At 63.5% G+C, this 26,335-nt stretch carries 30 protein-coding genes, 3 pseudogenes and 1 riboswitch; of the genes and pseudogenes, 20 read left to right on the top strand and 13 right to left on the bottom strand.

Annotation, left to right across the window (positions count from 1 at the left end; all coding sequences use genetic code 11):
- The first annotated feature begins 3 nt into the window (after nt 1-3).
- Nucleotides 4-141 carry an SDR family oxidoreductase gene (locus tag C7W88_RS24780; RefSeq protein ID WP_370073130.1) on the top strand — a complete coding sequence of 46 codons (138 nt, stop codon included), beginning with the start codon at nt 4-6 and terminating at the stop codon, nt 139-141.
- Here the strand turns inward: C7W88_RS24780 and folP are convergent.
- The 3 genes from folP to C7W88_RS12040 form a co-directional block, all read right to left on the bottom strand.
- Complete coding sequence (gene folP, locus C7W88_RS12050) at nt 138-1,244, bottom strand: dihydropteroate synthase (protein ID WP_370073129.1); 1,107 nt, start codon at nt 1,242-1,244, stop codon at nt 138-140. The genes C7W88_RS24780 and folP overlap by 4 nt on opposite strands.
- Entirely contained in the window at nt 1,244-2,386 is a 1,143-nt protein-coding gene (locus C7W88_RS12045; RefSeq protein WP_118073709.1) for a site-specific DNA-methyltransferase, read from the bottom strand. Before C7W88_RS12045 ends, folP begins: the two co-directional genes overlap by 1 nt.
- Nucleotides 2,387-2,593: 207 nt before the next feature.
- Nucleotides 2,594-3,184 carry a ribonuclease HII gene (locus C7W88_RS12040; protein ID WP_118073708.1) on the bottom strand — a complete coding sequence of 197 codons (591 nt, stop codon included), beginning with the start codon at nt 3,182-3,184 and terminating at the stop codon, nt 2,594-2,596.
- Between the two features lie 49 nt (nt 3,185-3,233).
- On the opposite strand from C7W88_RS12040, the pseudogene C7W88_RS12035 reads away from it, so the two are divergent.
- Nucleotides 3,234-4,364: pseudogene (locus tag C7W88_RS12035) on the top strand (PQQ-dependent sugar dehydrogenase).
- A gap of 486 nt (nt 4,365-4,850) precedes the next feature.
- Here the strand turns inward: C7W88_RS12035 and C7W88_RS12025 are convergent.
- Nucleotides 4,851-5,813 carry a hypothetical protein gene (locus C7W88_RS12025; RefSeq protein WP_162896022.1) on the bottom strand — a complete coding sequence of 321 codons (963 nt, stop codon included), beginning with the start codon at nt 5,811-5,813 and terminating at the stop codon, nt 4,851-4,853.
- Nucleotides 5,696-7,168 (bottom strand): S8 family peptidase, encoded by a 1,473-nt coding sequence (locus C7W88_RS12020; RefSeq protein ID WP_162896021.1) that lies wholly within the window; start codon nt 7,166-7,168, stop codon nt 5,696-5,698. The genes C7W88_RS12025 and C7W88_RS12020 overlap by 118 nt, the downstream gene beginning before the upstream one ends.
- A 95-nt stretch (nt 7,169-7,263) precedes the next feature.
- On the opposite strand from C7W88_RS12020, the gene C7W88_RS12015 reads away from it, so the two are divergent.
- The 8 genes from C7W88_RS12015 to C7W88_RS11990 all read left to right on the top strand — a co-directional run bounded on the left by C7W88_RS12015 (nt 7,264) and on the right by C7W88_RS11990 (nt 11,146).
- Entirely contained in the window at nt 7,264-7,953 is a 690-nt protein-coding gene (locus C7W88_RS12015) for a pyrimidine 5'-nucleotidase (RefSeq protein ID WP_118073704.1), read from the top strand.
- 46 nt (nt 7,954-7,999) lie between these two features.
- Nucleotides 8,000-8,851 (top strand): 2,3,4,5-tetrahydropyridine-2,6-dicarboxylate N-succinyltransferase, encoded by an 852-nt coding sequence (dapD, locus tag C7W88_RS12010; RefSeq protein ID WP_118073703.1) that lies wholly within the window; start codon nt 8,000-8,002, stop codon nt 8,849-8,851.
- Between the two features lie 110 nt (nt 8,852-8,961).
- Nucleotides 8,962-9,120: a hypothetical protein gene (locus C7W88_RS22695; RefSeq protein WP_162896020.1), complete on the top strand. Its 159-nt coding sequence runs from the start codon at nt 8,962-8,964 to the stop codon at nt 9,118-9,120.
- 18 nt (nt 9,121-9,138) lie between these two features.
- Nucleotides 9,139-9,492, top strand: a complete 354-nt coding sequence (locus C7W88_RS12005) for a hypothetical protein (protein ID WP_118073702.1) — start codon at nt 9,139-9,141, stop codon at nt 9,490-9,492.
- Nucleotides 9,493-9,554: 62 nt separating this feature from the next.
- Nucleotides 9,555-9,989, top strand: coding sequence for a cupin domain-containing protein (locus tag C7W88_RS12000; RefSeq protein WP_118074749.1), 435 nt, complete (start codon nt 9,555-9,557; stop codon nt 9,987-9,989).
- Nucleotides 9,986-10,111, top strand: a complete 126-nt coding sequence (locus C7W88_RS24775) for a hypothetical protein (RefSeq protein WP_370073128.1) — start codon at nt 9,986-9,988, stop codon at nt 10,109-10,111. Before C7W88_RS12000 ends, C7W88_RS24775 begins: the two co-directional genes overlap by 4 nt.
- Nucleotides 10,087-10,389 carry a hypothetical protein gene (locus C7W88_RS11995; RefSeq protein WP_370073127.1) on the top strand — a complete coding sequence of 101 codons (303 nt, stop codon included), beginning with the start codon at nt 10,087-10,089 and terminating at the stop codon, nt 10,387-10,389. Before C7W88_RS24775 ends, C7W88_RS11995 begins: the two co-directional genes overlap by 25 nt.
- 4 nt (nt 10,390-10,393) lie before the next feature.
- Nucleotides 10,394-11,146 carry a sulfite exporter TauE/SafE family protein gene (locus C7W88_RS11990; RefSeq protein ID WP_118073701.1) on the top strand — a complete coding sequence of 251 codons (753 nt, stop codon included), beginning with the start codon at nt 10,394-10,396 and terminating at the stop codon, nt 11,144-11,146.
- Here the strand turns inward: C7W88_RS11990 and C7W88_RS11985 are convergent.
- Nucleotides 11,139-11,741 (bottom strand): GNAT family N-acetyltransferase, encoded by a 603-nt coding sequence (locus tag C7W88_RS11985; RefSeq protein ID WP_162896019.1) that lies wholly within the window; start codon nt 11,739-11,741, stop codon nt 11,139-11,141. The two genes, C7W88_RS11990 and C7W88_RS11985, sit on opposite strands and share 8 nt — an antisense overlap.
- A 79-nt stretch (nt 11,742-11,820) precedes the next feature.
- Here C7W88_RS11985 and C7W88_RS11980 point away from each other — a divergent pair, with 79 nt between their 5' ends.
- From C7W88_RS11980 to C7W88_RS11965, 4 genes are all read left to right on the top strand, one after another.
- A complete protein-coding gene (locus C7W88_RS11980) occupies nt 11,821-12,126 on the top strand; it encodes an alkylphosphonate utilization protein (protein ID WP_118074748.1) in 306 nt (101 codons plus the stop codon).
- A 285-nt stretch (nt 12,127-12,411) separates the two neighbouring features.
- Nucleotides 12,412-12,702, top strand: a complete 291-nt coding sequence (locus C7W88_RS11975; protein ID WP_039332377.1) for a hypothetical protein — start codon at nt 12,412-12,414, stop codon at nt 12,700-12,702.
- Nucleotides 12,703-12,910: 208 nt separating this feature from the next.
- A complete protein-coding gene (locus C7W88_RS11970; RefSeq protein WP_118073699.1) occupies nt 12,911-13,225 on the top strand; it encodes a hypothetical protein in 315 nt (104 codons plus the stop codon).
- Nucleotides 13,226-13,309: 84 nt separating this feature from the next.
- Nucleotides 13,310-13,702 (top strand): hypothetical protein, encoded by a 393-nt coding sequence (locus C7W88_RS11965; protein ID WP_162896018.1) that lies wholly within the window; start codon nt 13,310-13,312, stop codon nt 13,700-13,702.
- On the opposite strand, the gene C7W88_RS22690 is transcribed toward C7W88_RS11965, so the two are convergent.
- The 3 genes and pseudogenes from C7W88_RS22690 to C7W88_RS11950 all read right to left on the bottom strand — a co-directional run bounded on the left by C7W88_RS22690 (nt 13,680) and on the right by C7W88_RS11950 (nt 14,802).
- On the bottom strand, nt 13,680-13,844 hold the full coding sequence (locus C7W88_RS22690; RefSeq protein WP_162896017.1) for a hypothetical protein: 165 nt from the start codon (nt 13,842-13,844) through the stop codon (nt 13,680-13,682). The two genes, C7W88_RS11965 and C7W88_RS22690, sit on opposite strands and share 23 nt — an antisense overlap.
- 287 nt (nt 13,845-14,131) lie before the next feature.
- A pseudogene (locus C7W88_RS11955) lies at nt 14,132-14,525 on the bottom strand (DUF4440 domain-containing protein).
- 70 nt (nt 14,526-14,595) lie between these two features.
- Nucleotides 14,596-14,802, bottom strand: coding sequence for a cold-shock protein (locus tag C7W88_RS11950; RefSeq protein ID WP_118073696.1), 207 nt, complete (start codon nt 14,800-14,802; stop codon nt 14,596-14,598).
- Nucleotides 14,803-15,046: 244 nt separating this feature from the next.
- Here C7W88_RS11950 and C7W88_RS11945 point away from each other — a divergent pair.
- Nucleotides 15,047-15,513 (top strand): annotated as a pseudogene (locus tag C7W88_RS11945) (YaiI/YqxD family protein).
- A 51-nt stretch (nt 15,514-15,564) separates the two neighbouring features.
- On the opposite strand, the gene C7W88_RS11940 reads toward C7W88_RS11945, so the two are convergent.
- Nucleotides 15,565-16,029, bottom strand: a complete 465-nt coding sequence (locus C7W88_RS11940; RefSeq protein WP_118074747.1) for a glycine zipper 2TM domain-containing protein — start codon at nt 16,027-16,029, stop codon at nt 15,565-15,567.
- Between the two features lie 63 nt (nt 16,030-16,092).
- On the opposite strand from C7W88_RS11940, the gene C7W88_RS11935 reads away from it, so the two are divergent.
- The gene (locus tag C7W88_RS11935; protein ID WP_162896016.1) at nt 16,093-16,797 is read left to right on the top strand and encodes a DUF2726 domain-containing protein; all 705 of its coding nucleotides are present in this window, start codon (nt 16,093-16,095) and stop codon (nt 16,795-16,797) included.
- Nucleotides 16,798-16,872: 75 nt separating this feature from the next.
- Here the strand turns inward: C7W88_RS11935 and thiC are convergent, their stop codons facing one another.
- Nucleotides 16,873-18,756 carry a phosphomethylpyrimidine synthase ThiC gene (gene thiC / locus C7W88_RS11930; RefSeq protein ID WP_118073694.1) on the bottom strand — a complete coding sequence of 628 codons (1,884 nt, stop codon included), beginning with the start codon at nt 18,754-18,756 and terminating at the stop codon, nt 16,873-16,875.
- 47 nt (nt 18,757-18,803) lie between these two features.
- Nucleotides 18,804-18,911: riboswitch (TPP riboswitch) on the bottom strand.
- Between the two features lie 142 nt (nt 18,912-19,053).
- Here thiC and C7W88_RS11925 point away from each other — a divergent pair.
- The 4 genes from C7W88_RS11925 to C7W88_RS11910 all read left to right on the top strand — a co-directional run bounded on the left by C7W88_RS11925 (nt 19,054) and on the right by C7W88_RS11910 (nt 23,951).
- Nucleotides 19,054-19,449, top strand: a complete 396-nt coding sequence (locus tag C7W88_RS11925; RefSeq protein WP_162896015.1) for a TonB-dependent receptor plug domain-containing protein — start codon at nt 19,054-19,056, stop codon at nt 19,447-19,449.
- Nucleotides 19,449-21,143: a TonB-dependent siderophore receptor gene (locus tag C7W88_RS11920; RefSeq protein WP_118073692.1), complete on the top strand. Its 1,695-nt coding sequence runs from the start codon at nt 19,449-19,451 to the stop codon at nt 21,141-21,143. Before C7W88_RS11925 ends, C7W88_RS11920 begins: the two co-directional genes overlap by 1 nt.
- Complete coding sequence (locus C7W88_RS11915) at nt 21,143-22,426, top strand: PepSY domain-containing protein (protein ID WP_118073691.1); 1,284 nt, start codon at nt 21,143-21,145, stop codon at nt 22,424-22,426. The genes C7W88_RS11920 and C7W88_RS11915 overlap by 1 nt, the downstream gene beginning before the upstream one ends.
- 85 nt (nt 22,427-22,511) lie before the next feature.
- Nucleotides 22,512-23,951, top strand: coding sequence for an NAD(P)/FAD-dependent oxidoreductase (locus tag C7W88_RS11910; RefSeq protein WP_118073690.1), 1,440 nt, complete (start codon nt 22,512-22,514; stop codon nt 23,949-23,951).
- A gap of 36 nt (nt 23,952-23,987) precedes the next feature.
- Here the strand turns inward: C7W88_RS11910 and C7W88_RS11905 are convergent, their stop codons facing one another.
- Nucleotides 23,988-25,505 carry an NAD(P)/FAD-dependent oxidoreductase gene (locus C7W88_RS11905; RefSeq protein ID WP_118074746.1) on the bottom strand — a complete coding sequence of 506 codons (1,518 nt, stop codon included), beginning with the start codon at nt 25,503-25,505 and terminating at the stop codon, nt 23,988-23,990.
- Nucleotides 25,506-25,645: 140 nt separating this feature from the next.
- A complete protein-coding gene (locus tag C7W88_RS11900; protein ID WP_240344612.1) occupies nt 25,646-26,239 on the bottom strand; it encodes a DUF2585 domain-containing protein in 594 nt (197 codons plus the stop codon).
- Between the last annotated feature and the right edge of the window lie 96 nt (nt 26,240-26,335).

The raw sequence follows: 26,335 nt of genomic DNA, 5'->3' as shown, positions 1-26,335 counted from the left end.
GCAATGGCGAAGGATGCAACGCCGCTGGGCCGCTTCGCCCGTGCCGATGAAGTCGCCGCGCAGATCGGCTTCCTGCTGTCCGACGCGGCTGCCACCATCACCGGCACCTGCCTGGTCAGCGATGGCGGCGTTTCACTTTAGACGGCTTGCGCGAAGTCCGTCAGGGCTGCGTCACGCAAGCCGCGCCATACGTGTAGCGCCTGAACCGTCTCTGCCACGTCGTGCACCCGTACCATCTGGCAGCCCGCATCCATTGCTTTGAGCGCCAGCATCACCGAACCCGGCATGCGCTGATGCGCCGGCACCTCATTCGACAGCGCCCCGATCATCCGCTTGCGGCTCGCCCCGAACAGGATCGGCTGGCCGAGCGCATGGAACATTGGCAGGGCATTGATCAGCGCAAGGTTCTCGGCCAGCGACTTGCCAAAGCCTATGCCCGGATCCAGCAGCACCTTCTCCCGCGCGATCCCCGCCGCCACGGCTGCATCACGACGTTCGCGCAAGGCATCGAAGACATCGAGCACAACATCGGCATAATCGCCATCGGCATGCAGATCGCCGTCGGTGCCCGGCGCATGCATCAACACCACCGGCATACCTGACCGCGCCACGATCTCTGCGGTACGCGCGTCGTGACGCATGGCCGAAACATCGTTGACGATGTGCGCTCCTGCCGCCAGCGCTGCCTCGATCACCGTGGAGCGTCGGCTGTCGATGGAGATCGCGGCACCCGCTGCCGCCAGTTGCTCGATCACCGGCACAACGCGCTTGACCTCGTCGCCCTCCCACACCGCCGCTGCGCCGGGGCGGGTGGACTCACCGCCAACGTCGATCAGCGCCGCTCCGGCTGCCAGCATCGCGTGGGCATGATCCAGCGCGGCATCCGGCTTGTCGAGGAATTGGCCGCCATCGGAAAAGCTGTCCGGCGTGACGTTGAGAATGCCCATCACCACCGGTTGATCGATGCGCAGCGTCCGCTGCCCGCAGACCAGCGGCGCGTGCGTGCGGCGCAGGTTGTCCCACTGCTCCAAAGCATCGGCGGCAAGTGCATCGGGCAAAGTCGCAATCGCCGCCTGAATCTCGCCCGCGCCAAACCGCTGGCGCGAAACAACCTTGCCGCCTTCACGCACGATCAGGGCGAAGCGGCTGGCGTAGACCAACCCGCCACCCAACCTGATCGCCTCGCCCTCCTCCGCCTGCGGACTATCGCACAGCGCAATCGGGCGAATGTAGACGCTTTGCATCAGTCCTCGACAGCCAGCAGATAGAGTTGCCGCAGCGCATCGATCGGCTTGACCTCGCCCTCATGTTCAACATGCCAGAAGGTCCAGCCATTGCACGAAGGCGCACCCTGCAGCTTCGCGCCCAGGCCATGGATCGATCCGGTCTCGGCACCTGCCTGGAGCGAACCGTCCGCGCGCACCACCGCCTCGAACTTCGCCTTCTTCGCCGTCAGGCGTGTACCCGGCGCGAGCATGCCGCTCTCGACCAGCGCTCCAAACGCCACCTTGGGCGCACTGCGCTTGGACTGCATCGTGGTCAGAGCAGATTCGTCCAGCGGCAACGCCAGTTCGATCCGCTCCTGCGCGACCTCGATGTAATCGTCCTCGCGCTCGCAGCCGATCCAGTCGCGGCCAAGGCGCTTGGCCACCGCGCCGGTGGTGCCGGTGCCGAAGAACGGGTCCAGCACCACGTCACCCTTGTTGGTCGTCGCCAGCATCACGCGATAGAGCAGCGCCTCGGGCTTCTGCGTCGGGTGCGCCTTGGTACCATTGCGGCGCAGGCGTTCCGGCCCGGAACAGATCGGCAGAACCCAGTCCGAGCGCATCTGCAACTCGTCGTTCAGCGTCTTCATCGCGCGATAGTTGAAGGTGTACTTCGACTTCTCGCTTTTCGACGCCCAGATCAGCGTCTCGTGCGCATTGGTAAAGCGCGTGCCCTTGAAGTTGGGCATCGGGTTGGCTTTGCGCCAGATGATGTCGTTGAGGATCCAGAAGCCCAGGTCCTGCAGGATCGTGCCGACGCGGAAGATGTTGTGATAGCTGCCGATCACCCAGATCGAACCATCAGGCTTGAGCAGACGCCGCGCCTCGGTCAGCCATTCGCGGGTAAACTGGTCGTAGACCGCAAAGCTTGAAAACTTGTCCCAGTCGTTGGTCACCGCATCGACAGGGCTGCCATCAGGCCGTGCCAGATCGCCGCCCAATTGCAGGTTATAGGGCGGATCGGCAAAGATCATGTCGATCGAGGCGTCGGGCAGCTTGCGCATCTCCGAAATGCAGTCGCCACGCAGGATCTGGTTCACCGGAAGCGCGACATCCGCCTTCAGCACCTTTGCCGGCGCCGCACGCAATGCCTTCGCGCGTTCCTTGACTGCAACTGCCATATCTAGTCCCTGACCCCTTGTGGATAAGGCCACCGTTTGAGTCATCAGGGACTCGCAGTCAAGCGGCGACTCGCCAGATTCCGGCGAGTCGCGCGGGGTTCAGGATGAGAACGAAAAGAGTCTATTTCGATATCTAGAGTCTTGGGACGGGCGCAGGACTCAATATCTGGTAGTGTGCCCAAGCGGACTCACCGCCGAATTTTTTCGTCAGAGCAACTGCAACTGCGCCACCGGAGCAAAGCTGCGCCGGTGCAGCGGCGTCGGCCCATGCTCGCGCAGGGCCGCGAGATGCTCGGGCGTACCATACCCGGCATTGCGCTCCCAGCCGTAGTGCGGATGCGCAAGAGCCGCTTCGCGCATGATCCGGTCACGGTGTTCCTTGGCGATGATCGAGGCGGCTGAAATGCACGGTTCCAGCGCATCGCCGCCGACGATCGGCCGTGCCGGCCAGCACCATTCCGGGCGACGCCCGTGAGGCGTCAGGTTGCCGTCCACCAGCACCTCGCCCACGCCCTCGTCATGCGCGATCTGCTCGCACAGCGCCTGCACCGCCAGCGTCATCGCCAGCATGGTCGCGCCGAAGATGTTGAGCCGATCGATCTCCTCCGGTTCGACCACGCCCACGGCCCACCGGCAGCGCCGCTTGATCTTCTCTTCCAGTTCCGCCCGCCGCGCCGCGCTCAGCTTCTTGGAGTCATCCAGACCCGAAGGCCGCGGCTTGCACAAGACCACCGCCGCCGCCACCACTGGCCCGGCCAGAGGCCCGCGCCCCGCTTCGTCCACACCGATGGTGACCATGGACGAAAAGGAGGTGGCACAACTGGCGTTCAGAGGCATTGTGGGCTGCATGACGAATCCGATCCTGCGCTCGCTATCGCCTCTCGCCCTGCTCCTCGCAAGCTGCGGCTCATCAATTTCCGCCCAGGACGCCGAAACGGCCAAAGCGGGCATCGCGATCGCCGATGTCGCCACGTTCGACGAGCCTTGGGCGATGACCTTCCTTCCCGGCACCAACCAGGCCCTGATCACCGAGAAGAAGGGCAAGCTCAAGCTCTGGACCGAAGGCACAAGCAAGACCGTTGAAGTCTCCGGCACCCCCAGCGTCGACTACGGCGGACAGGGCGGCTTCGGCGATGTCGTCGCCGCGCCCGATTTCGCACAGAGCGGCATGGTCTATCTCAGCTGGGTCGAGGCCGGTCAGAACGACACGCGCGGCGCGGTCGTGGCGCGGGCCAAGCTGGTCATGGACGATGCCCCCGCCTCGAAGGCCTCAGCGTGATCTGGCGGCAGTTCCCCAAGGTCACCGGGCGCGGCCACTATTCCCACCGCATCGCCTTTTCGCCCGACGGGCAGTACCTGTTCATCTCCTCGGGGAGCGGCAGAAGTTCACGCCTGCACAGGACCTCTTGGTCAACCTCGGCAAGGTCATCCGCCTCCTGCCCGATGGCAGTCCCGCCCCCGGCAATCCCTTCGCCGACAAGGGCGGCGTTTCGGCGCAAATCTGGTCCTATGGCCACCGCAACCTGCTAGGCCTCGCCTTCTCGCCCGATGGCCGGCTGTGGGACATCGAGCACGGTCCTGCCGGCGGTGACGAGATCAACCATGTCGAACCCGGAAAGAACTACGGCTGGCCCTTGGTGTCAGACGGCGACCACTACGACGGCAAGCCGATCCCGCGCAACAAGACGCGCCCCGACCTCGCCCAGCCCGCAATCAGCTGGAACCCGGTCATCGCACCGGGCGACATGATCTTCTACACCGGCAAGGTCTTCCCCAATGGCAAGGCCAGGCCCTGATCGCTGCATTAGGTGCAGGCGGCATCGTCCGCGTGAAGATCGACGGCGAGAAAGCCACCGAACTCGAACGCATAGACCTCGGCAACCGCATCCGCGAGATCGAGCAAGCACCAGATGGGACGCTCTATGTGCTTGAGGATGGCGAGGGGGCGAAGTTGCGGCATGTTGTGCCGAAGGGGTGAGAATAGGCAGCGGCCCGCACCGCTGTAGAGTGTGAGACGTACCGAGAATCCTGCGTCGCCCAGCAGCGGTCTTATCCGGCCAGATCAACACGAGCCATAAGTCAGCTTTCAAGTGGATGCTAAAGGCAAGTTGCGGAGCAATCTAATGGAGCGATTGAAGGGATACGTCAGCCTTGACGGCCTAAGAAAGCTAGACATCTTCAGAAATTCCAGCGATCTGTTCCAATTCGAAGAGTTTGTTGTCGAGCTTATAGTGGAACCCGATGCTGAATATTTCGAGGAGGGCACAACCTATTGGAATTGCACAAACTCTTCTGGACTGTATGCAAGTGTAGAAGAGGCTGATGAGGATGCGAAAGCTTCGCTTCCGTGGTTGCGTGAGGGCAAGTATTTGCTGTCATAAGACAGTGACATGCTTACGCTTAGGAATGATCCTTCCCACGCCAGCTCGGTCACAATTGGCCTCGGTTTACCTGCGTTCGCCAGCTAAAATCCCCGCGACCAACGCACCGCAAGCCCGCCATCATCAGCCGCACCGGCAAAATGCCCCGGCTGCTTGCGGAAGAACACGCTGGCCGAGGCATCGCCGCCCCACAGCGCCGTCGCCCATGCCAGTTCCGCATCAAGCTCCCGCCCCTTCGGTGCCAGCGACAGCGGCATGCGAGCGAAGGTCGCGCTCTGCATCGCATAGTCCCATGCCACCGGCAGGTTGAGGTCCAGCCCGCCGCGCTCCACGCGCAAGGGTTGCGAGACGCGCAAGGCCAGGCGGTCATCGTCCGCCAGCAAGCCTTCACGCGAAAGATCGACGCTCCATGAGGACGACACCAGCCGAGAGCCGCTGGTCGCCACCGCCCCGCTGTCGATCCGGGTGAAACCGACGCTTCCCGTCGCCCCGAGCGCCCAGCCCTTCCCGAAGCGCCAGCCAAGCCGCGGCGAGACCGTGGCAGTCGTCGCCCCGCCGCCGCCCAGCGCATCGGCAAAGCGTGCCCCCAGCACCGTCCGCTCCTCACGCATCAGGCCAAAGCCCAGCCGCCAGTCGAACGCGCCACCCTGCCCGCCATCAAGCGCAAGGCTGAATTGCGTCATCCGGTCCTCACGCCGCTCGCGCAGTGGATCAGGCCGCACCAGCACGCCACGCTCCGCCGAAACCGTCAGCCCCAGACGCCCCAACCGATAGCGCGCCGCCATGCCCGTTTCGGGCCGCGTGAACACCCCGCTAGCCATGCCCGCGACAAGGAACTGCGGTTCCCGCCGCTGCTGCAACCTCGCGGTCAGGCTCTCGGCGCTCACCTTCCACCCCAGCGCCAGATCGAGCGACCGGTCTAGCCGGGTCACCACCGACGAGGCCAGAACCCGAGCCTGCTGCCCCTCACCCGGCGCCAGCCGCAAGGGTACCGCGCCGAAGCGCCGGTCAACCGTGAACGCCAGCGCAAATCCCGAAGCATCCATCGCCACCGGCCTGCCCCACCTGCCAGCGCTTCATGCAATGGCAATCGCGACTGCCCGGCGCGCAAACCCGCCGCAAGGTTCAATTTGTAAGCCCGCTGGTATCCATCCAGCATCACCGCGCCGAGCGATGCCCCGCTCAACGCATCCCCCATCGCCCCGCTGCTCGTTCCCGTCAGCCCGTCGAGCGACACCGCCACTTGCGTCCCTGCCAGCCCGGTCGAGCCCTGCGGCGAAAAGGCCCGCGCAATATCCAGAATACCGCGGCCATAAACAGCATCGGTGCCCGTGGCCCCCGCATCTCGCGCGGTACGCAGCAGCAGGTCAACGATCTGCGTTCCGGTCAGGTTCGGGAAGGCCTGCGCGAGCAGCGCCACCGCGCCCGAAACCTGTGGCGCGGCAAAGCTCGTGCCGCTCACCACTGTCACGAATGTCCCCTGCGCATTCGTCTCGGTCTTGATCTGGCTCCCCTCATAGACGCAGCACACCTCTTCGCCCTGGGCCATCAGTACGGATGCCGCAGAGCTTCCCGGCTTGTTACTGAAGGCCGAAGCCACGCCGCTGGCATTGACCGAGCCGACAATGATGACATTGCCGCCACCCGCCTGGAGCAGCGATTGCGCGAAAGGATCGGGATTGTTCGGGTCGATCGCCGGATCGGTGCTGTCGCCATCGTTCCCTGCCGAAACGACAACTACGACGCCAGCCGAGGCGGCCCTCGCAACCGCTGACCGCAATGTCGTGTTGGCCGGGTCGCCGCCCAGCGAAAGATTGATGACCTTTGCGCCCGCGGCGACCGCTGCATTGATGCCCGCCGCGATCGCGCTGTCGGCAAAAGTGCAGCCATCCGACGCGGCACATGACCCCGGCGTATCGGCCCGCAGCATCTGGATGGTTGCACCCCATGCGGTCCCGACGATCCCGGAATTGTTCCGGGCTGCTGCCGCTGTCAGTGCAACCTGCGTGCCGTGGTCGTCATCCGCGTTGTTCAACCCGCGCGATTGCACCACGTCTGTCGATGATGACGCGATCCGTCCGGCAAATTCGGAATTGGACGTATTGATGCCGGAATCGACGATCGCAATCGTTGTCCCCGCCCCGCTCGCTCCTGATTGCCATGCCGTGATCGCGCCATGCAACGAAGGCCCATCCGACCGGCGATATTCCGCCGTATCGAAATTGACCGGAGTGGGAGTGGGGGTGGGAGTTGGGGCAGGCGTCGGAACTGGTGTCGGCGTGGGCGTCGGGGCTGGCGCAGGCGCAGGCGTGCTTGAGACACTGCCGCCCCCTCCGCATCCCGCCAAGGCAGCAGCAAGCACTGCCACTGCGGCATGACCAAACCAGCGAATTTCCGACATCACCGCACCCCGGCTCCGGTAGCTTTGCCCAAGTCTTGCTGATAACCCCATGGCCGTAAATGCCGAATGACACAGTTCCGGATTGGAATACGCAAATGCCCTTCGATCCCACGATTGTTGATTGCTGGATCTTCGATCTCGACAACACGCTCTATCCCCCGTCGACCCGCCTGTTCGATCAGATCGATGAGCGTATGGGCCTGTTCATCCAGCAATTGTTGGGGTGTGACGCCATGGAAGCGCGGCGCGTCCAGAAGCTCTACTTCCACGATCACGGCACCACGTTGTCCGGGCTGATGCATTACCACGCCACCGATCCGTACGAATTTCTCGGCTTCGTCCACGATATCGACTTGAGCCCGCTTTCCGCCGCACCACGCCTGGCAAATCGTCTCGCCGCGCTCCCCGGCCGCAAGATCGTCTTCACCAATGGCGATGACGCCTATGCCGCCAAGGTGCTGGCCGGGCTCGATCTTTCGGGCAGCTTCGATGGCATGTGGGATATCCACGCCATGGCCTACAAGCCCAAGCCCGAACCCTCCGCCTACACGGGCATGATCACAGCATTGGGCATAAATCCCGAGACTTCGGTCTTCGTCGAGGACATGGCACGCAACCTCGCCCCGGCCAAGGCGCTCGGCATGCAGACCGTCTGGCTCGATCTCGCCACCGATTGGGGCGATCGCGCCAAGGACGACGCCGCGATCGACGTGGTCACCGATGACGTCGTCGCGTGGCTCGATCATACGATTGCGGCGCTTGCCGATCCGGCATCGCTGGGCTAGTCGCCACGCAATTTTGTTCCATACTGATCCGCCACGGAGAAACGCCATGACCGCCCAAGTCGAAACCGGGCAGCTGCAAGCTGCCATCGAAGCCGCCTGGGAAGACCGCGCCAATGTCACCCCCGCCAGCGATGCCGTGCGCGAGGTGGTCGAGGCCGCGCTCGAACTGCTCGACAGCGGCAAGGCTCGCGCTGCCGAGAAGGTTGACGGCGAATGGCGCGTCAACCAGTGGCTGAAGAAGGCCGTGCTGCTCTCGTTCCGCCTCAATGACAATGCCGTTATCGAAGCCGGTTCGGGCGGCGCCCCTGCGTTCGACAAGGTGCCCTCGAAGTTCGCCGGCTGGGGCGAGAACCGCTTCCGTGACGCCGGTTTCCGCGTCGTCCCCGGTGCCGTGGCGCGCAAGGGCGCACACATCGCCAAGGGCGTGGTGCTGATGCCAAGCTTCGTCAACATCGGCGCCTTCGTCGATGAAGGCACCATGGTCGATACCTGGGCCACGGTCGGCTCCTGCGCGCAGATCGGCAAGAACGTTCATATCTCGGGCGGCGCCGGCATCGGCGGCGTGCTCGAACCGCTGCAGGCCGGTCCCGTCATCATCGAGGACGGCGCGTTTATCGGCGCGCGTTCGGAAGTGGCCGAAGGCGTGATCGTCGGCGAAGGCGCCGTGCTCTCGATGGGCGTCTACCTCGGCGCTTCCACCAAGATTGTCGACCGCGCCACGGGCGAAGTCCACATCGGCCGCGTGCCGCCCTATGCCGTCGTCGTGCCCGGCGCGATGCCCGGCAAGCCGCTGCCCGATGGCACACCCGGCCCGTCGCTCTACTGCGCCGTCATCGTCAAGACGGTCGACGCGCAGACCCGCAGCAAGACCGGGATCAACGAACTCCTGCGCGACTGATTCACCTCGATCAAGGTCCGTTCCGGTCATGTCCATGCGGACACTGCCGGAACAGGGCGGTTCCCTGCGCGTAGAGTGCCCAAGCACGGTTCTACCGAAGGAGAAGCGCCATGGAACGACGCGGCGAAGAAACGCACATCACCACCGACGAGGCTCGCGGCGGCGAAGGCCTCAACGTGGTACGCTGGGTCCTGCTGATCAGCCTGGTCCTTGCAATCGGTGCATTGACGGTAATCTGGGTTACCGGGGCGCTTACGACGCCCCAGTAAAAGCAAACTGGGGGCGGCATGACTTTGGGCTGGAAGCTGGACAGAAGCCAGCGAGAAGCCCTGCTTGCCGCCTTTCCCCCGCGCTATGCACGCATGGTGGCCGATCACGTCACCCTGTCGGTCTCGGGCACCGACCTTCCCGAAGCCATAACCACGGCCGAAATCATCGGGCATGTCGACGACGGCATGGGTGTCGAGGCCTACGTCGTGGCAATCGACGGGTCGACCAGTCGTCCCGATGGCGGCACATGGCATATCACCTGGTCGCTCGGCGAAAATAGGGCAGCGAAGGAAAGCAATAGCGCTATTGCTGCGCATGGCTGGGCAACCGTCGCCCCCATCCCCTTGCTGCTCACCCCTGCGCACTGGTGAGCAAGACCCTCGATCGCACCGGAATGATTGACACAAGCCCTGCCTCGCGCAACCGTCCCGCCATGCCCACTGCGCAATCCATCATTGCCGCGCTCGATCTCGCGCCGCATCCCGAAGGCGGCTGGTTTCGCGAAACGTGGCGCGCGTCCGCCGCGCCGGGCCAGCGCGCGACAAGCACGGCCATCCTGTTCCTGCTTCCCACCGACGAACGCTCACACTGGCACAAGGTCGACGCGGACGAAATCTGGCTATGGCAAGCGGGCGATGCCCTGGCGCTCCATCTCGCACCTCACGACGCAAGCACTCCCATAACGCGCGTGCTCGGGCCGGATCTTGCCACGCAAGATCTGCAAGGGATCGTGCCGGCCGGGCAGTGGCAGGCTGCCGAACCGCTCGCGGGCGATCACGGCTACGTGCTTGTCTCGTGCATCGTTGCGCCGGGATTTGATTTTGCGGGGTTTACCCTTGCCCCGCCCGGCTGGGAACCCGGCGCATGATGCGCACAGCCGCTCGCCTGACGCTGGCACTGTTCTACTTTGCGGCGGGCGTGATCCATATCGTTTCGCCTCGCCCGTTTCTGCTCATCATGCCGGCATGGGTCCCAGCCCCGAAGCCGTAGTGCTGTGGACCGGCATTGCCGAACTGCTCGGCGCTATTGGCCTGGCGCAAGGGCTGTCCCTGCCGATCCGCCGGGCTGCGGCCATCGGTCTCGCCCTCTATGCGGTGTGCGTCTTCCCCGCCAACATCAACCATTTCGCGCTCGACCTGGCCAAGCCCGGCCACGGCGCGGGCCTTGGCTACCACGTGCCACGCATGTTTGCGCAACCGGTGCTCGTCTGGCTTGCGCTGTGGTCCGGCGGCGTCATCGAATGGCCATGGAAGCCACGGACCCGATAGACACATGCTCCTTTCCGATCCTGCAACCCTTGTCGCCTGCGCGCTGGCTGTCATTCTCGTCGGCATGGCCAAGGGCGGGTTTTCCGGTCTTGGAGCCCTTGGCACGCCCGTCGCTGCCCTGGCTCTTCCGCCATCAACCGCCGCCGCCATTCTCCTGCCCATTCTCATCGTTCAGGACGTCGTCAGCGTCTGGTCCTTCCGCCATGCCTGGGACAAATGGATCGTCGGCTGGATGCTGCCGGGAGCCATGGTCGGCATTGCCATCGGCTGGGCCCTTGCGGCCAGCATCGACGAGAAGGCGCTGATGGGCGTGCTCGGCGGAATCACGCTCATGTTCGGCCTTTACCGCTTGTGGATCGAGCGTGGTAATCGCGTGGCCGCAGCGTCTGCATCGCCGGGCTGGGTCGGGGCGCTGTTCGGCATGGCCACCGGCTTCACCAGCCAGGTCGCCCATGCGGGAGGTCCGCCATTCCAGATGTGGGTCACGCCGCGAAAGCTTCCGCACCTGACCTATGCGGGAACCAACGCAATCCTGTTTGCCGCGATCAATTGGCTCAAGGTGCCAAGCTATGTCATGCTCGGGGCCTTCACCCATGAAGTGGTAGTGACCGCCGCTCTGCTCGTTCCCTTGGCAATTATCACCACGCTGATCTCTGTCCGGGTTGTCCGCGCGCTCAAGCCTGATCGGTTCTACACCATCATCTACCTGCTCATGGTCATGCTTGGCGGCAAGCTGATGGTCGATGCCTTCACCTGAACGGCACAGGCCTCGCCATGGTCCAGAACGTCGGGCCCTTCCTGGCGACGGGCCATGTGTCGATCAGTTCGAAGCCCATGGACCGATAAAGCCCGACATTGCTCTCGGTCGCTGTTTCCAGAACCGCCGGTAGTCCCGCAGCGTCGGCTTCGGCAAGGCCAGCCCGGATGGCAAGGCCGCCAAGGCCCTGCCCCTGCCGGTCGGGCCTGACACCGGCCATGCGCAGATAAAATTGGCGCTCCCCCTTCGGCAAGTGCTTGCCGATCATCCGGTCAGCACGCTCTGCCCGCAGCACAGCCGTGCCGAGCATCGCGATAAAACGCACCAGCGCCGGCGGCGTCAGCGGTGCATGCTCATGAACGCTCCCCGGTGGCCGCCACAGGGTGACGACTTCACATCCTGCCGTTCCCAGCACCATGCCGTGCCGCAGGTGATCGTGGAACATCCACCGGATCAGCTGCGGCATCCGGCGCTCCCGGGCCTGATGGTCAGCGAACATCCAGTTCATCGCCGGGTCCTGACGGAACGCAGCAGTCAATGTCTCGGTCGCTGCGTCAGCATCGTCAGGTCCAAGGCGAACGATTGTCCGATCCAAGCATATCCTCCCTCGACTGCCGCTTTTGCTGGCAAGCAGCGCCCCCGCGTGCCACGGGGATGCGCGAATGGAGGGAAAGATGAGCGAAGACGAAGACTATGTCTACGACGAGGACAGCGGCGAATGGTTGCCCGCGTCTGAACTCGCGGCAAAGCGTGAAGCCGCCAGCACTGTCGAGGTCCGCGACGCTGTCGGCAATCTCCTTGCTGACGGAGACCAGGTCACACTGATCAAGGATCTCGACGTCAAGGGCGCCGGGCAAACTTTGAAGCAAGGCACGCTGATCAAGTCGATCCGCCTGACGGGCGACCCGCAGGAGATCGACTGCAAGTACCCCGGCATCAAGGGACTGGTCCTCCGGGCCGAGTTCGTTCGCAAACGCTGACAGCCCAAGGCGCGGGTCGGCAAGTTGCGACCCCGCCTGCAGCGCTATCGAGTCGATGCAGCGCCCGCGACGAATCGTTATGCATGCTTACGTATGAACGGGCAGCTTGGTCCGCTGCTATCCCGGGCAAGATTCAGATTTATCACACAATTTTGAACAGTTGCAAATCCTGCAACTGACTGGACGGCAAATACAATTGCCGCACTGCACACGATTAGTATGCTGCACCGCAACAAGATAAGGGTGCTGAAGGCAATCTTTCCTTATCTTCCAGGAGATATTGCCATGATCAAGACTATCCTCGCTGCCGCTGCTGCCGTCCTCGTCGCCACCCCCGTGTTCGCTGCCGAACCGGAAACCGGCTCGTTCACCTATCAGGGTGTGAAGTACGATTACACCGCCGAACAGCAGGGCGACGTCAAGGTTCTCAAGGGCTCCGCCTATGCCGGCAAGGTTCCGTTCGAACTGAAGGTCACGAAGCGCACCGTCACCGGCCGCTTCAACGGCCGTCCGGTCACCTTCGACGTCAAGGACGTGAAGAAGATCTCGAGCAAGGCCGCTGCCAGCAACGATTGACTGCCCCGCAACACGGGACTGCCCAGAAGTTCGGCGCAAAGTCGCCAGCTTGCAAGCAGCGCCTCACCCGTGAGCAAGGCCAGCTTCATGCTGCACCGCTGATCCCAGCAAAGGGCGCTTCCTACCGGAGGCGCCCTTTCTGCTGAAAATAACCCGATGATAAGTATTTCTGCGTAGCTTCATCTGTAAACCGAAGGGGGAGGAACAGATGTTTGCCATTGCTCGCGCCATTGTGCGCCGCCCGCTGCCCGCCATTTGCGTGGTCGGTATCATTGGCTTCCTGGCATTGGGGCAAGCCGAAAAGCAAAAGCCCGCCGATCCGTGGAATGCAAAGCCGACCGCCGCACAGGCCGACGCGGGTTCGGAAGGCTCGCTCATCGGCAAGGCCGTCGGCTCCGCTGCCGATTATGTCGAGCAGGCAGACAGCACCGGCACGGTCGCCAAGGTGCGTGGAACGGTCGAGACTTCGGCAAGCAGTTGGGAAGGCTCCGCCGATAAGGTAGGCAAGGCGACCGGTAACTGACGCTCCGCACCAAGGTCAGGGCGGAACCTCGGCCACACTCCGGCATTCCTTCCCACAGGGAGGGATGCAGGAGCCGGGTTCGTGTTGTTCGATCGTTTTGCCACCGTCATGATCGCCATTGGCGCCGGACTGGGCCTCGCTGCCACCAGCACTATCCCGACGCACTTGCCGGAGCCAGAGCGGTCATATCCCGCAGCGCGGCAGGATGCCTATCCTGAAATCACAGCCGTTACCTACGAGAGCTATCCGATCGCGCAGGTCCCGATCTTCCATCGCCCCATGCGCGTCGCCTATTGGGAACGCCCTTGGGAGGAGCCAGTCGAGGTGCCGGCTGACATCGCCGATGCAGAATACCCGGTGGATGAATACGCGCCTGATCCTCAGATCGCTGAAGACGAAGACATACAGCAACCAACTCAGGCCGACGCGGAAACGCGCGATTCACCTATCGAGCTTACGCTCGCATCCCACCCATAAGCCGCACGTCCAGCCCCGATCCGGGCTCGGCCGCTCCATGGCGCGAAACGATCTCGGCCAGCCTTGTTGCAATCACCGCATCGTCCGCGTCCCGATCGAGCGGGTAACGCGCAATGACCATGCCGTCGTCAACGCTCGTCACGCAGACAAAGCGGATGGGGGATTGTGTTGCCAGTGCATCCAGGTCGACGCCATCTGCCAGCGTCCACGATTTCCCACCGACGGAGCGAATTGGCCTTTCGCAATGGCGGCACAGTGCGGACCAGGCGCCCTCGCCATCCCGTCTGCGACCAGCCGCGGGCTGATGCTGGCGCGTGTACCAGCACTGGGTGAGAGTTTGAGACGTGGCGGGCCGGATCAGCATGGCCCGAATTTCAGGTCACCTTGGTAAATATCCGCCAAATCGCCAGATCAGGACTCTACCGGGGATCAGCTGAGCGTCACGAAGATCTCGGCGATCAGCACCCAGGCTTCGCCAGATTTCCGCCACTTGGCGGCATAAGTCCCGGCGGCCATAACTTCGCCGGATTCCCGAACGGTTCCGCTCCACCGCCCATGTTCCATGGCGATCGGCTCTACTCCCGACGACATCACGCTCTCGGTGTTGCGCACGTAGACGGATCGGGGGCTTGTGCGAACTCGCGCTTCCAGGCCGCCAGTTGCGCCTTTCGCCCGGAAATGACTGCACTGTCGCTACCGGTGATCAGCACCACATCGGGCGAGAGGATTGGCGCGATCGCGGCAAGGTCCCCTCCGCCAGCGCGCGGTTGAATGCGGCGCGGCGGAGGCGGACTTGCAGTTCGGCATCGGCAGGGTTGGTCATCGCGTTGCGATGGCAGGGCTCACGCTATTTGCAAAGCCCCGGTGCGTGTCGATGCCGAAGCTGGTTTCGGTCAGGCCGAAACGAGGTTCACAGCCGATGCCTTGCCATTGCGGCCGGTCTCGACTTCGTAGCTGACGCGCTGGTCCTTATCGAGCGTCGCCATGCCGGCAGCCTGGACGGCCGAGATGTGCACGAAGCTGTCAGCGCCGCCGTTGTCAGGCTGAATGAAGCCGTAGCCCTTTTCGGTGTTGAAGAATTTTACGGTGCCTACTGGCATGGGATGTTCCTTTCAAGAACGAGGGTTGCCCGGAAACGGAAGTGCCGCCGGGCCGTGCGTGGTTCGTCAATTGAAAGGAAATCGTCGTCGAAGGCCCGCGAGAACCGAAGCGCCAGCGTGGTAGTCAATACCGAAGTCCGTCGCAAAATTCGACGTCAGCAAAAGCGCAGTAGCAGGCCTGCCATCGTTTGGCGAACGTAATCGGACGATGGTCAAGATCCCTGCCAGCAGCTAGAGCCCGACAATGATTGAGACCACTTCCGAAACCGTGCGCATTCTGGTCGATGGAGATGCCTGTCCGGTCAAGGAAGAGATCTACAAGGTCGCCTTTCGCCGCAGCGTAGCCGTCGTCGTGGTCAGCAATTCCCCTTTCCGTGTACCTGTGCATCCGCTCGTGCGCCGCGTTGTCGTCAACGATGGCTTCGATGCCGCAGATGACTGGATTGCGCAGGAAGCCGGACCGAAATCCGTGGTGGTCACCGCCGACATCCTCCTGGCCGATCGGTGCCTCAAGGCAGGCGGGACAGTGCTTTCTCCCGCGGGCAAACCCTTCACCACCAGTTCGATCGGCAGCCAGATCGCCACCCGCGCGATCATGGCTGACCTGCGCGCCGGTGGCGACGTGATCGGAGGCCCCGCCCCTTCTCCAAAGCCGATCGCTCGCGCTTTCTCTCCGCTCTCGACGAAGCGTTGGCAAGATTGTCGCGATAGCAAAACGCCGGGTCTGCGAAAGACCCGGCGCCAAGCTGGTTACACCATCAATTACCTGCAGCGCACGTTGCTGCGGTTGTCGCTCCGGTTGCGGCTGTCGATAGCCGCACCGATCGCCGCGCCACCGATCGCGCCGATGATCGCGCCCAGCGGCTTGCTGTCGCCCTCGGCAATGATCGCTCCTGCCGCTGCGCCACCAAGGCCGCCGACGATCAGGCCGGTCGAACCGTCGGACCTGCGGCAGTAATAGCGCCCGTCGCGCCCGCGATAGACGCGGTCATCGTAGGACAGCTGGCGTTCGCGATAACGCGCATTGTCGCGGTAATAGCGGTCGGCGTAGTAGCCGCCATAGCGGGGATCGGGGTTGTTGTAATCATATCGGCCATACTGCTCGTAATAGCCTTGGTCGTAATAGCCATCTGCGTAGCCAGGACGATCATAATATCCATTGCTGGTGCATGCTGCGGTCAAAGTCGTCGCAGCAACCGCAGCGAGCATAACGCGGGCCTTGGACATGGCCTTCTCCATCGCTTCCCGAGGGCACACGGAACTGGCGCCCAGTTGCTTAGCCAATGGTTTGTGAAGACTGCAGTTCCCCTGCCTGCATTAAGAATCCGATTACTGTCTTTGTCTTATCGCTTTGCCATGCCATCTGAAATCATCAGTCTGATAGACAAGCCGCACCTTCTTGCCCTTCTCCTCGCAATTGGCGCCGCCATTGGCATCGCGGTCGAGCGCTTTGCCGAGGGCCTCAAGCGCGCCGAACGTCGGGCCTTCTGGCGCGGTCGGAATTCGGCGGGGACCAAGAAGAAGACGCGCCTGCATCAGGCTCCGGCACTCAAGGACAAAACCCAGACCGAAGTTGCCGCAGATCAGCTCCGCCGTGTCATGGAAGCCGATTTCAAGAGCAGGCCGCTCTTGAACCAGTCGGAAAGGCGCTTGCTGGCTGTGCTGGACAAGACCTTGAGCGAAGAGAAGCCCAACTGGCGCGCCATGGGCCAGGTATCACTCGGGGAGATCCTGCTCAGCGATGACAAGGATGCCTATTGGGCCATCAATTCCAAGCGTGTCGATCTGCTCATCGTCGACGACAGCTGCCGCCCTGTCCATGCCGTGGAATTTCAAGGCACCGGTCATCACCTCGGTGCCGAAACCGCAGCACGAGACGCCGTGAAGAAGGAAGCCCTGCGGCGGGCAGGCATTGGCTATCTCGAGGTGATGAGCAACCAGACGCCGGCACAGGTCAGGCTATTATTGCAAGGCCTGTTGCGCCCGCCCGCCTGAGCGGTTTTCGCATCAAACATCAGATCCGGCTTGCCACATCGGGGATGAAGCAAGCCGGATCAGTGTCTTCAACCCTCAGTCGTGCTCGCGCCCACCCGCGCCGATGTAAAGCTCGCGGCCCATCTCGTCGTACTTCGCGCTCATGGCCTTCATGCCGGCTTCCGCCTCGGCTTCGTCAGCCGCGACGAAAGTTTCGATCGGCTGGTTCTGCTTGGCGGCGAATTCGCGCACTTCCTGGCTGATCTTCATCGAGCAGAACTTCGGCCCGCACATCGAGCAGAAGTGTGCAGACTTCGCGCCCTCGGCCGGAAGCGTCTGGTCGTGATACTGCTCTGCGGTGTCGGGATCGAGCGAGAGGTTGAACTGGTCACGCCAACGGAACTCGAAGCGCGCCTTGCTCAGCGCATCGTCGCGCACCTGCGCCGCGGGGTGGCCCTTGGCGAGGTCCGCCGCGTGGGCGGCCAGCTTGTAGGTCACCACGCCGACCTTTACGTCGTCGCGGTCCGGCAGGCCAAGGTGTTCCTTGGGCGTGACGTAGCAGAGCATCGCCGTGCCGTACCAGCCGATCTGGGCCGCGCCGATGCCGCTGGTGATATGGTCGTATCCCGGCGCGATGTCGGTGACGAGCGGCCCGAGCGTATAGAACGGCGCTTCGCCGCATGCTTCGAGCTGCTTGGTCATGTTCTCCTTGATCTTGTGCATCGGCACGTGGCCGGGGCCTTCGATCATCACCTGCACGTCCTGCGCCCAGGCACGCTTGGTCAACTCGCCCAGCGTATAGAGCTCGGCGAACTGCGCCTCGTCGTTGGCATCGTAGATCGAACCGGGGCGGAGGCCATCGCCCAGTGAATAGGCCACGTCATAGGCCTTCATGATCTCGGTGATCTCGTCGAAGTTCTCGTAGAGGAACGATTCCTTGTGATGCGCCAGGCACCACTTGGCCATGATCGAGCCACCACGGCTGACGATGCCGGTCATGCGCTTGGCGGCCAGCGGGATGTAGGGCAGGCGCACGCCGGCGTGGATCGTGAAGTAGTCCACGCCCTGTTCAGCCTGCTCGATCAGGGTATCGCGGAAGATCTCCCAGGTCAGGTCCTCGGCGATGCCGCCAACCTTTTCCAGCGCCTGATAGATCGGCACCGTGCCGATCGGCACCGGGCTGTTGCGCAGGATCCACTCGCGCGTGTCATGGATATTGCGGCCGGTCGAAAGGTCCATCACGGTGTCCGCGCCCCAGCGGATTGACCAGACCATCTTGTCGACTTCGCTCGCCACGTCAGACGCGACCGCCGAGTTGCCGATGTTGGCGTTGATCTTGACGAGGAAGTTGCGCCCGATTGCCATCGGCTCGCTTTCGGGGTGATTGATGTTCGAAGGGATGATCGCCCGCCCGCGCGCCACTTCATCACGCACGAACTCCGGCGTCACGTAATCGGGGATCGAGGCGCCCCAATCCTGCCCGTCGCGGATCAGCGCTTCCTTTGCCTGCTTGCGGCCGAGGTTTTCGCGGATCGCCACGTATTCCATCTCGGGCGTGATGATGCCCTGCCGCGCATAGTGCATCTGGCTGACGTTCTGCCCGGCCTTGGCCCGCAGCGGCCGCTTCACCACGTTCGGGAACGGCGGAACACCTGCCGACCGGTCCGGTCCCTTCAGGCCGTTGTCCTCGGGCTTGACCGCACGGCCCTCATAGGCCTCGACATCGCCGCGACCGACGATCCAGTCGTGGCGCAGCTTGGGCAGGCCGGCGGCAATATCGATCATGACGTTGCTGTCAGTATAAGGACCGGACGTGTCGTAGACCCGCACCGGCGGCTCCCCGCTCGAAGGCTCAAGCGAAATCTCGCGCATCGCCACGGTCAGGCCGGGAAAGCGCGCGCTTTCCACGTGGATCTTGCGGCTGCCACGGATCGGCCCGGTGGTGACGCCGATTTCCAGCTTGGAGTTGATGTCGGCCATTCAAGCGCTCCTCTCGTCAGGCATCGGGAGCGCGGGTGCCATGGCTTTGCCAGCAGCACTGCCCTTCCCTCCGCCCGTGCTAACGGGTTCAGGTTCGACGGGTCGGGCTGCGTGACCAGCCCCTCTCAGCCACACTGGCTCCCCGGGGTATGGCGGCACTTCTAATGCGCTCTGGCGACACTGGCAACCAGCCAATCCAAGAGGGTTCATGCTTCTTTAATGCGAATGATTCTTACTTGCATTGACTCTTGCGAATGAATCGCACTAAGGCCCGCCCACCACAGACGGGAGCCTAACGTGTCGCATCGCTTGCATTTTCTTTCCGCCACATCCCTTGCCGCGCTGGTCCTTGGCGGGCACCCCGCCTGTGCCGATGAGGCCGAAGACAACCAGAATCGCATCACCGTGATCGGTGAAAAGGCCGAAGGCGTGGCAAGCGGCGCAACGGGCCTCCCCCTCGCCATCATCGATACGCCCCAATCGGTGACCGTCATCGACCGCACCCTGCTCGATGACTTCGCCTTTGATGAGGTCAACGATGTCCTGCGCTATGTCACCGGCGTAAACGTGGACGAGGCCGAGACGGACCGCACTTATTACAACGCCCGCGGCTTCGACATCACCGAAGCCATGGTGGACGGTATCCAGTTGCCCAACATCTGGGGCCCTCCATCGGTTCGCTCGATACCCTGATGTGGGATTCGATCGAGGTCGTGAGAGGCGCAAACGCCCTTCTTTCGGGCGTCGGCAATCCCTCCGGCACGATCAACTACCGCCGCCGCCATTACACCGGGCAGCGCCGCGTAACCGGCGAATTGACCGCCGCCTCGTGGAACCGGGTCCGCGGCGAAGTCGACATCGAAATGCCGCTGACCTCTGACGGCAACTGGGGCGTCCGCCTTGTCGGCGCGGCGCAGAACGCGGATTCCTATCTGCGCGATTACCGCTCGAACCGCACCGCGCTGCAGGCGGTGGTCGATGGCCGCGTTGCCGAAAATCTCGCACTGTCATTTGGTTACGCCCGCCAGCAGGGCACCTCGCGCGGGGTGCTGTGGGGCGCGCTTCCTCTGCTCGACAGCGAAGGCAACCAGCTCGACTGGGATTTCTCCACCTCCACCACGCAGGACTGGACCTATTGGAAGAGCAAGGACCAGACCGCATTCGCCGAGGCCACGTGGTCCTTCGCTCCCGGCTGGAGCGTCAAGACCCACCTCACCCGCCGCATCAATGACGAACCATCACGCCTGTTCTACGTCTACGGCACACCCGATGCACAAACCGGCCTCGGCCTCATGGGCAATCCCGGCGGCTACCTGTCCACCGCTCGCGGCTGGATCTGGGACAATCGCCTCGATGGCAGCTTCAAGCTCTTCGGCCGGGACCACAAGCTGACCCTGGGCATCCAGCGCACCGCAGCGAAGTTCGGTTACCTGACCTACCCCGTCCCCGGCACCGATCCGGCCTGGGGCGCCTTGCCACCGCTGCAATCAGGCTGGGACGGCAGCGAAGTTCCGCTGCCCGCCTTCGGGGCCCCCGTCGAAAGCGCCCGCATCTCGGACAAGCAATGGCGCATCCGTGCCGCCACCGATCTCGATCTGACCGACCGCCTCAGCCTGATCCTTGGCGCCAACTACATCGACGTGCAGACCACCGGCTTCACATTCGGCGTCAGCGCCGCCCGCAGCGAGAGCGCAATCAGCCCCTTCCTCGGCGCAACATTCAAGGTGCTGCCCGGCGTCAACCTCTACGCCAGCTATTCCGACATCTTCAATCCGCAGAAGGAACTCGGCACAAACCTCAAGCCGGTCGGCTCGGCCAAGGGCAAGAGCTGGGAAGCCGGCCTGAAGGGGGAAACCGCAAACAAGGCACTGTTCGGTTCGCTCGCGCTGTTCCGCTCCGAACAGTCGAACCTTGCCGAATCCTCAGGCTACGACGCCAATCTCGGCCAGACCCTCTACACCGGCATCTTCGTGCGCAGCCAGGGCGTCGAGGCGGAAGTGGGCGGCCGCATCGCTCCCGGCCTGACCGTGCAGGGCGGCATCACCCACCTCTCGCTCGAAGGGCGCAATGGCGATCCCGTCCGCACCTATGTGCCGCGCACCACCGCCAACCTGCTGCTCCGCTGGGAGCCGGTCGAGAAGGTCCAGCTTGGCGCGGCCATGCGCTGGCAGGACGCGATCCATTCAACCAACGCCCTCGGCACGATCCGTCAGGACGACTACGCCACCTTGCAACTGCAGGCAGGATACAAGCTCAATGACGGTGTCAGCTTCAACCTCAACGTCGCCAATGTGACCAATCACAAGCATCTTGCCAGCCTGTACTGGGACCAGTCGTTCAACGCAGCCCCGCGCAGCGTCACCGGTTCGGTCAGGATGACCTTCTGATGGCCACCACCGCGCAGCACGCCATTCCCTCGCCCCGGCGCCTCGCGCTGCCGGGGCGCGCATTCTGGGTCGTGGTCCACCGCTGGGCGGGCCTGACCCTCGCACTCTTTCTGGCGGTCGCAGGCCTGACTGGCTCGCTCCTGCCATGGATCGAGGAACTGGAAGCCGCTACGGCGCCGGAACTGCACAATTCCCGCTGGACCGGCACGCCCGACCCCCTGCGCGTGCGCGAGGACGTGCTTGCCCGCTACCCCGGTGCCGCGCTCGATTTCCTGCCGCTGTCGGTCGAACCCGGCAAGGCGCTGCGCCTGCACCTTCACTGGCTCGATCCGAAGACCGGGCTTGAGCGCGAGCATGGCCCCGGCGTGCCCGAATGGGACGATCTGTTCCTCAATCCCGTGACCGGGCAGGAGCAAGGCCGCCGCGAATGGGGCAACATTGCACAAGGGCAGAAAAACCTGATGCCCTTCCTCTATCGCCTCCACTATTCGCTCGCACTCGGCACCATCGGCACGCTCGCTTTCGGGATCGCCGCGCTGATCTGGACGCTGGATTGCTTCGTCGGCTTCTACCTCACCCTGCCACCCAGAGCGCCGAAGCCCGCCCGCGCGCCGTTCCTCGAACGCTGGCGCCCGAGCTGGCGCATCCGCTGGAAGTCCACGCCCTACAAGCTCAACTTCGATCTGCACCGCGCCGGAGGCCTCTGGCTCTGGCCGCTTCTGCTGGTCTTTGCCTGGTCGAGCGTGTCGTTCAACCTGCCGCAGGTCCATGTGCCGGTGATGCAGGCACTGGGCGCGCAGGACGCCCGCCTTGTGCTGCTCGAAAACACCCTGCCCGCCCCGCGCAATGCCCCTGCCCTCGATTTCCGCGCCGCCACCGCCCGCGGCAAGGCGCTCGCCGAAGAGGTCGCCTACAAGCAGGGCCTCGTTCCTTTGGAGGAAGGCGAAACCTGGATCTGGCACGTGCCCACCAGCGGGATGTACGTTTACGGCTTCACCACCGCGGCCGACATCGGCCACCACGGTGGCGGCACCCGCGTTGCGTACGACAGCAATACCGGCGAACTCAAGGCGGTCGACTGGCCCAGCGGCGTCAACGGCACCAACACCTTCAGCAACTGGCTGACGGCGCTGCACATGGCCCAGGTCTTCGGCCTGCCCTACCGCGTGTTCGTCAGCCTGCTCGGCCTGATGGTAACGATGCTTTCCGTGACCGGCGTGGTCATCTGGCTCAGGAAGCGCTCCGCCCGCGCGGGCCGTCCGATCCGCCAACGCAATACTTGACCGATCACCCGGCCGGGTGGACTTAATCACCCGATTAAGGATATCCCTGCTTCAGGCACGCAAGGCCAAACAATGGAGCAGGACCATGGCCCAGACTGGAACGGTCGCACCACCGCATGTCGCGCCTGACGTCGCGCTCAACGTCGCCGCGCGTCAGCGGACGGGCCGGCTCCCGCGCGTATGCATCATCGGCGCAGGCTGCTCCGGTTTCACCACCGCCAAGCGCCTGCAGGACAATGGCATTCCCTTCGTCGTCTACGAAGCGTCCGATGACATCGGCGGAAACTGGTACTTCAACAATCCCAACGGCATGTCGGCCTGCTACCAGAGCCTGCACATCGACACGTCGAAATGGCGGCTGGCGTTCGAGGATTACCCGGTCCCGGCGGAATGGCCAGACTATCCCCACCACGCCCAGCTTCTCCAATATTTCCATGACTATGTCGGTCACTTCGGTCTGCGCCCGCACATCCGGTTCAAGACCCGCGTGGAAAAGGCGACACGGCGTTCCGGAGGCGGTTGGGAGATCCGCCTGTCCACCGGCGAGACCGAGCACTTCGATGCGCTGGTCGTCGCCAACGGCCATCACTGGGCCGCGCGCATTCCCGATTATCCCGGACAATTCTCCGGCCCCCAGATCCACAGCCACGGCTATCGCAGTCCTTTCGATCCGGTCGACTGCGTCGGCAAGCGCGTGCTCGTTGTCGGAATGGGCAACAGCGCGATGGACATCGCCTCTGAACTGTCGCAGCGCCCGATCGCCTCGCGCCTGTTCGTCTCCACCCGGCGCGGGGTCTGGGTCCTGCCGAAATACTACCGCGGCCAGCCGCTCGACAAGAACCCGGCACCGTCGTGGATGCCCAAGCGGCTGCGCAACTGGCTGGCCACTCGCATGATCAAGAAACTGGTCGGCCGGATGAGCCAGTACGGCCTGCCAGAACCCGAAATCGGCCCCTTCGAAAGCCACGGGACCGTCTCCGGCGAGTTCCTGCTTCGTGCCGGCTCAGGCGACCTGACCATGAAGCCCGGCATCGAGAGGCTCGACGGGGACAGCGTCATATTCACCGACGGAACGCGCGAACAGGTTGACGTGATCATCTGGGCCACCGGCTATGACATCCGCTTCCCTTTTTTCGACGATCCCGAGCTTTCCGCCGATGCTGAAAATCGCCCGCCCCCCTTGTTCAAGCGCATCATGAAGCCCGAAGTGCCCGACTTGTTCTACGTCGGCCTGGCCCAGCCCTTGCCGACGCTGGTCAATTTCGCCGAGCAACAGTCAAAGCTCGTCGCAGCCTATCTTGCGGGTGACTATGCTCCGCCCACGCCTGCCGAAATGCACCGCGTCATCGCCAGCGACGAATCCTACCACACCGGCCAGTATTACGCGTCGCGCCGGCATACGATCCAGCTGGATTTCGACCACTACGTCCGCAACCTCAAGAAGGAACTCGAGGCTGGCGCGAAGCGCGCAAATGCGTTGGGGAACACCTTGCCGGTCCCGCCTCGACAAGCAGAACCGGACTGAGTTCTCCCGCCCCTGCGGGAAGCGCGCTTGCTTTAGCTACTCCGCCGCTTCCGCCAAAGGCGCATCCCGCCGCACCCCATCGTAGACGAACTCCTGCCCGTCCAGATCGATCGCTGGAATGGCCTCGCGCTCCAGCCAGTAGCTCTGGTTGTGACGCCATACTTCATTACCGCCGCGCCGCGGCAGCTTGTCCATGTCGCGCATCAGGTAGCCCGGATTGAAGTTGTCCTCCTCGATCCACGGCAGCACGTCCATGCCGGCATCCTCGTCGCGGAAAGCAACTTCCACCTTGCGCACGCCTTTTTCGTCCATGTGGTTGATCAGGCGGCAAACGAAATCGCCCAGCATGTCCACGCGCAGCGTCCAGCTCGCGCGGAAATAGCCGAAGACCCAGACCATGTTGGGCACGCCTGTGAACATCATGCCGCGATAGGTTACGGTATCGCCCCAGTTCACGGCCTTGCCATCCACCTCGAACGGTATGTCACCCAGAACCTTCAGGTGGAATCCGGTGCAGGCAACGATGATGTCCGCCTCCAGCAGCTCGCCACCCTTTGTCAGCACGCCAGTCTCGGTAAATCGATCGATAGTGTCGGTCACGACCTTGACCTTGCCCTCCGACGCCGCCCGGAACAGGTCGCCATCCGGGCAGAACGCCAGCCGCTGCTGCCACGGCCGGTACTTCGGCGTGAAGTGCGGCTCGAACGCAAAGTCCTCGCCGGCATAGGCGCGCGCCGCCATCTTCAGTTCCTCGAACACCACGTCGGGTTCCTCGACGCAGCGTTTGTCCATCAGCGCCTGGTCATGCATGATCTGCGCACGCACCACGCGGTGGATTGTCGGCTCGTCGATGCCGATCTGGCGCAAGCGGTCGGCCAATTCGTTCTGGTTCGGATGGCAATAGAAATAGGTGGGCGAGCGCTGCAGCATCGTCACCTGCGCCTTTTCGGCAAAGGCGGGAACTACGGTCGCCGCCGTCGCGCCCGATCCGATCACCAGGACGCGCTTGCCTTCCCAGTCGGTCGCCGGGTCCCACAGCTGGGCGTGGACGAACAGACCCTTGAAGTCGGAAACGCCCTGCCACTCCTTGGGAATGTAGGGAACCTGATGATCATAGTAGCCTTGGCACATCCACAGGAAGTTAGCGGTGAAGATCGCCGTTTCGCCGCCCTTGGTCCGAGCCTCCAGCGTCCACCGGTTGCTCGCACTGTCCCACTTGGCACTGGTGATCGTGTGGCCATAGCGGATGTGCTGGTCGATGCCGCCTTCCTCGATCACCTCGCCCATGTAGTCGAGGATCGCCTGCGCGCTGGCAATCGGCGCGCCGACCCAGGGCTTGAAGCGATAGCCGAAAGTGTAAAGATCAGAGTCCGAACGGACGCCGGGGTACTTGTGGGTTTCCCACGTCCCGCCAAAAGTGTCCTTGCTCTCGATGACCGCATAGGTCTTGCCGGGGCACTGCTCCTGCAGATGCCAGGCCGAACCGATGCCGGAAATGCCTGCGCCCACGATCAATACGTCGAAGTCGCCGCCCGATGCTGCGTGCTCGCTCATCATGCCTCTCCATGGTCTGACGCCATATGCGGCCGTTCTCGGCTCGTCTGGAAAAGTGACATTGATGCGTATCAATTGGCAACCGACTGCCCCGGCGGATGAGGCATTCGGTCAAGAAAATCAGGCAGTCGGGGTTCCGATCAGCCCGCCGCCTGCCACTCCCTCACCGCCTCTACCGGCCAGGCCAGCATCAGCACGTTGAGCGTCAGGTTGTCGCGGATCATCGCCAGCGTGAACAGTTCGAACGCCACGGCCACTGCCGCCGTCACCAACGCCGGCATGCGACTGGCAAAGACGAAGCCCAGTGCCATGAAGCCCATGTCGCAAAAGGAATTGAGCACGCTGTCACCCGAATAGCCGTACGAGATCGTCACGGCACGATAGCGGTCGATGATGATCGGCGAATTCTCGAGGATCTCCCACGAACCCTCGACCAGCACCGCCAGGCCCAGCGCCCAGTGCGGAGAAATCGCCGTCAGCCCGGCCTTGCGCCATAGAAGGTGCGCTCCGCCATAGAACAGGAAGCCGTGGATCACGTGGCTGAAACTGTACCAGTCCGAAATCTGCTGGCTGTTCTCCGCCGATTCCACCACGCCCTGCCACAGTCGGATCGTTCCGCACGGGCAGATCGGTGGCCGCGCCATGCCAAGCAGGATGATGACGATCCCCAGCGCGACGCCTGCAGCCGCAATCCACCCCGCCCTGCCGGGCCGCAATGAAACCATCCTCGCCATTTGCCGCTACTCCCCCGATCCATGCCCTTTCTGACGGGTGAAGCTGACAGCGACAAGCCCATGGTTGCACCGGCAACCGCATCCCCCTAAGCGCTA

It is taken from the genome of Novosphingobium sp. THN1 (genome assembly GCF_003454795.1).
GTDB lineage: Bacteria > Pseudomonadota > Alphaproteobacteria > Sphingomonadales > Sphingomonadaceae > Novosphingobium.
This window is presented reverse-complemented; position numbering and strand designations above follow the sequence as displayed.

Coding starts and splice junctions, on each gene's coding strand:
- C7W88_RS24780 (WP_370073130.1), top strand. CDS start 4: ATGGCGAAGGATGCAACGCCGCTGGGCCGCTTCGCCCGTGCCGATGAA.
- folP (WP_370073129.1), bottom strand. CDS start 1,244: ATGCAAAGCGTCTACATTCGCCCGATTGCGCTGTGCGATAGTCCGCAG.
- C7W88_RS12045 (WP_118073709.1), bottom strand. CDS start 2,386: ATGGCAGTTGCAGTCAAGGAACGCGCGAAGGCATTGCGTGCGGCGCCG.
- C7W88_RS12040 (WP_118073708.1), bottom strand. CDS start 3,184: ATGGTCACCATCGGTGTGGACGAAGCGGGGCGCGGGCCTCTGGCCGGG.
- C7W88_RS12025 (WP_162896022.1), bottom strand. CDS start 5,813: ATGGATGCTTCGGGATTTGCGCTGGCGTTCACGGTTGACCGGCGCTTC.
- C7W88_RS12020 (WP_162896021.1), bottom strand. CDS start 7,168: ATGTCGGAAATTCGCTGGTTTGGTCATGCCGCAGTGGCAGTGCTTGCT.
- C7W88_RS12015 (WP_118073704.1), top strand. CDS start 7,264: ATGCCCTTCGATCCCACGATTGTTGATTGCTGGATCTTCGATCTCGAC.
- dapD (WP_118073703.1), top strand. CDS start 8,000: ATGACCGCCCAAGTCGAAACCGGGCAGCTGCAAGCTGCCATCGAAGCC.
- C7W88_RS22695 (WP_162896020.1), top strand. CDS start 8,962: ATGGAACGACGCGGCGAAGAAACGCACATCACCACCGACGAGGCTCGC.
- C7W88_RS12005 (WP_118073702.1), top strand. CDS start 9,139: ATGACTTTGGGCTGGAAGCTGGACAGAAGCCAGCGAGAAGCCCTGCTT.
- C7W88_RS12000 (WP_118074749.1), top strand. CDS start 9,555: ATGCCCACTGCGCAATCCATCATTGCCGCGCTCGATCTCGCGCCGCAT.
- C7W88_RS24775 (WP_370073128.1), top strand. CDS start 9,986: ATGATGCGCACAGCCGCTCGCCTGACGCTGGCACTGTTCTACTTTGCG.
- C7W88_RS11995 (WP_370073127.1), top strand. CDS start 10,087: ATGGGTCCCAGCCCCGAAGCCGTAGTGCTGTGGACCGGCATTGCCGAA.
- C7W88_RS11990 (WP_118073701.1), top strand. CDS start 10,394: ATGCTCCTTTCCGATCCTGCAACCCTTGTCGCCTGCGCGCTGGCTGTC.
- C7W88_RS11980 (WP_118074748.1), top strand. CDS start 11,821: ATGAGCGAAGACGAAGACTATGTCTACGACGAGGACAGCGGCGAATGG.
- C7W88_RS11975 (WP_039332377.1), top strand. CDS start 12,412: ATGATCAAGACTATCCTCGCTGCCGCTGCTGCCGTCCTCGTCGCCACC.
- C7W88_RS11970 (WP_118073699.1), top strand. CDS start 12,911: ATGTTTGCCATTGCTCGCGCCATTGTGCGCCGCCCGCTGCCCGCCATT.
- C7W88_RS11950 (WP_118073696.1), bottom strand. CDS start 14,802: ATGCCAGTAGGCACCGTAAAATTCTTCAACACCGAAAAGGGCTACGGC.
- C7W88_RS11940 (WP_118074747.1), bottom strand. CDS start 16,029: ATGTCCAAGGCCCGCGTTATGCTCGCTGCGGTTGCTGCGACGACTTTG.
- thiC (WP_118073694.1), bottom strand. CDS start 18,756: ATGGCCGACATCAACTCCAAGCTGGAAATCGGCGTCACCACCGGGCCG.
- C7W88_RS11920 (WP_118073692.1), top strand. CDS start 19,449: ATGTGGGATTCGATCGAGGTCGTGAGAGGCGCAAACGCCCTTCTTTCG.
- C7W88_RS11915 (WP_118073691.1), top strand. CDS start 21,143: ATGGCCACCACCGCGCAGCACGCCATTCCCTCGCCCCGGCGCCTCGCG.
- C7W88_RS11910 (WP_118073690.1), top strand. CDS start 22,512: ATGGCCCAGACTGGAACGGTCGCACCACCGCATGTCGCGCCTGACGTC.
- C7W88_RS11905 (WP_118074746.1), bottom strand. CDS start 25,505: ATGAGCGAGCACGCAGCATCGGGCGGCGACTTCGACGTATTGATCGTG.
- C7W88_RS11900 (WP_240344612.1), bottom strand. CDS start 26,239: ATGGCGAGGATGGTTTCATTGCGGCCCGGCAGGGCGGGGTGGATTGCG.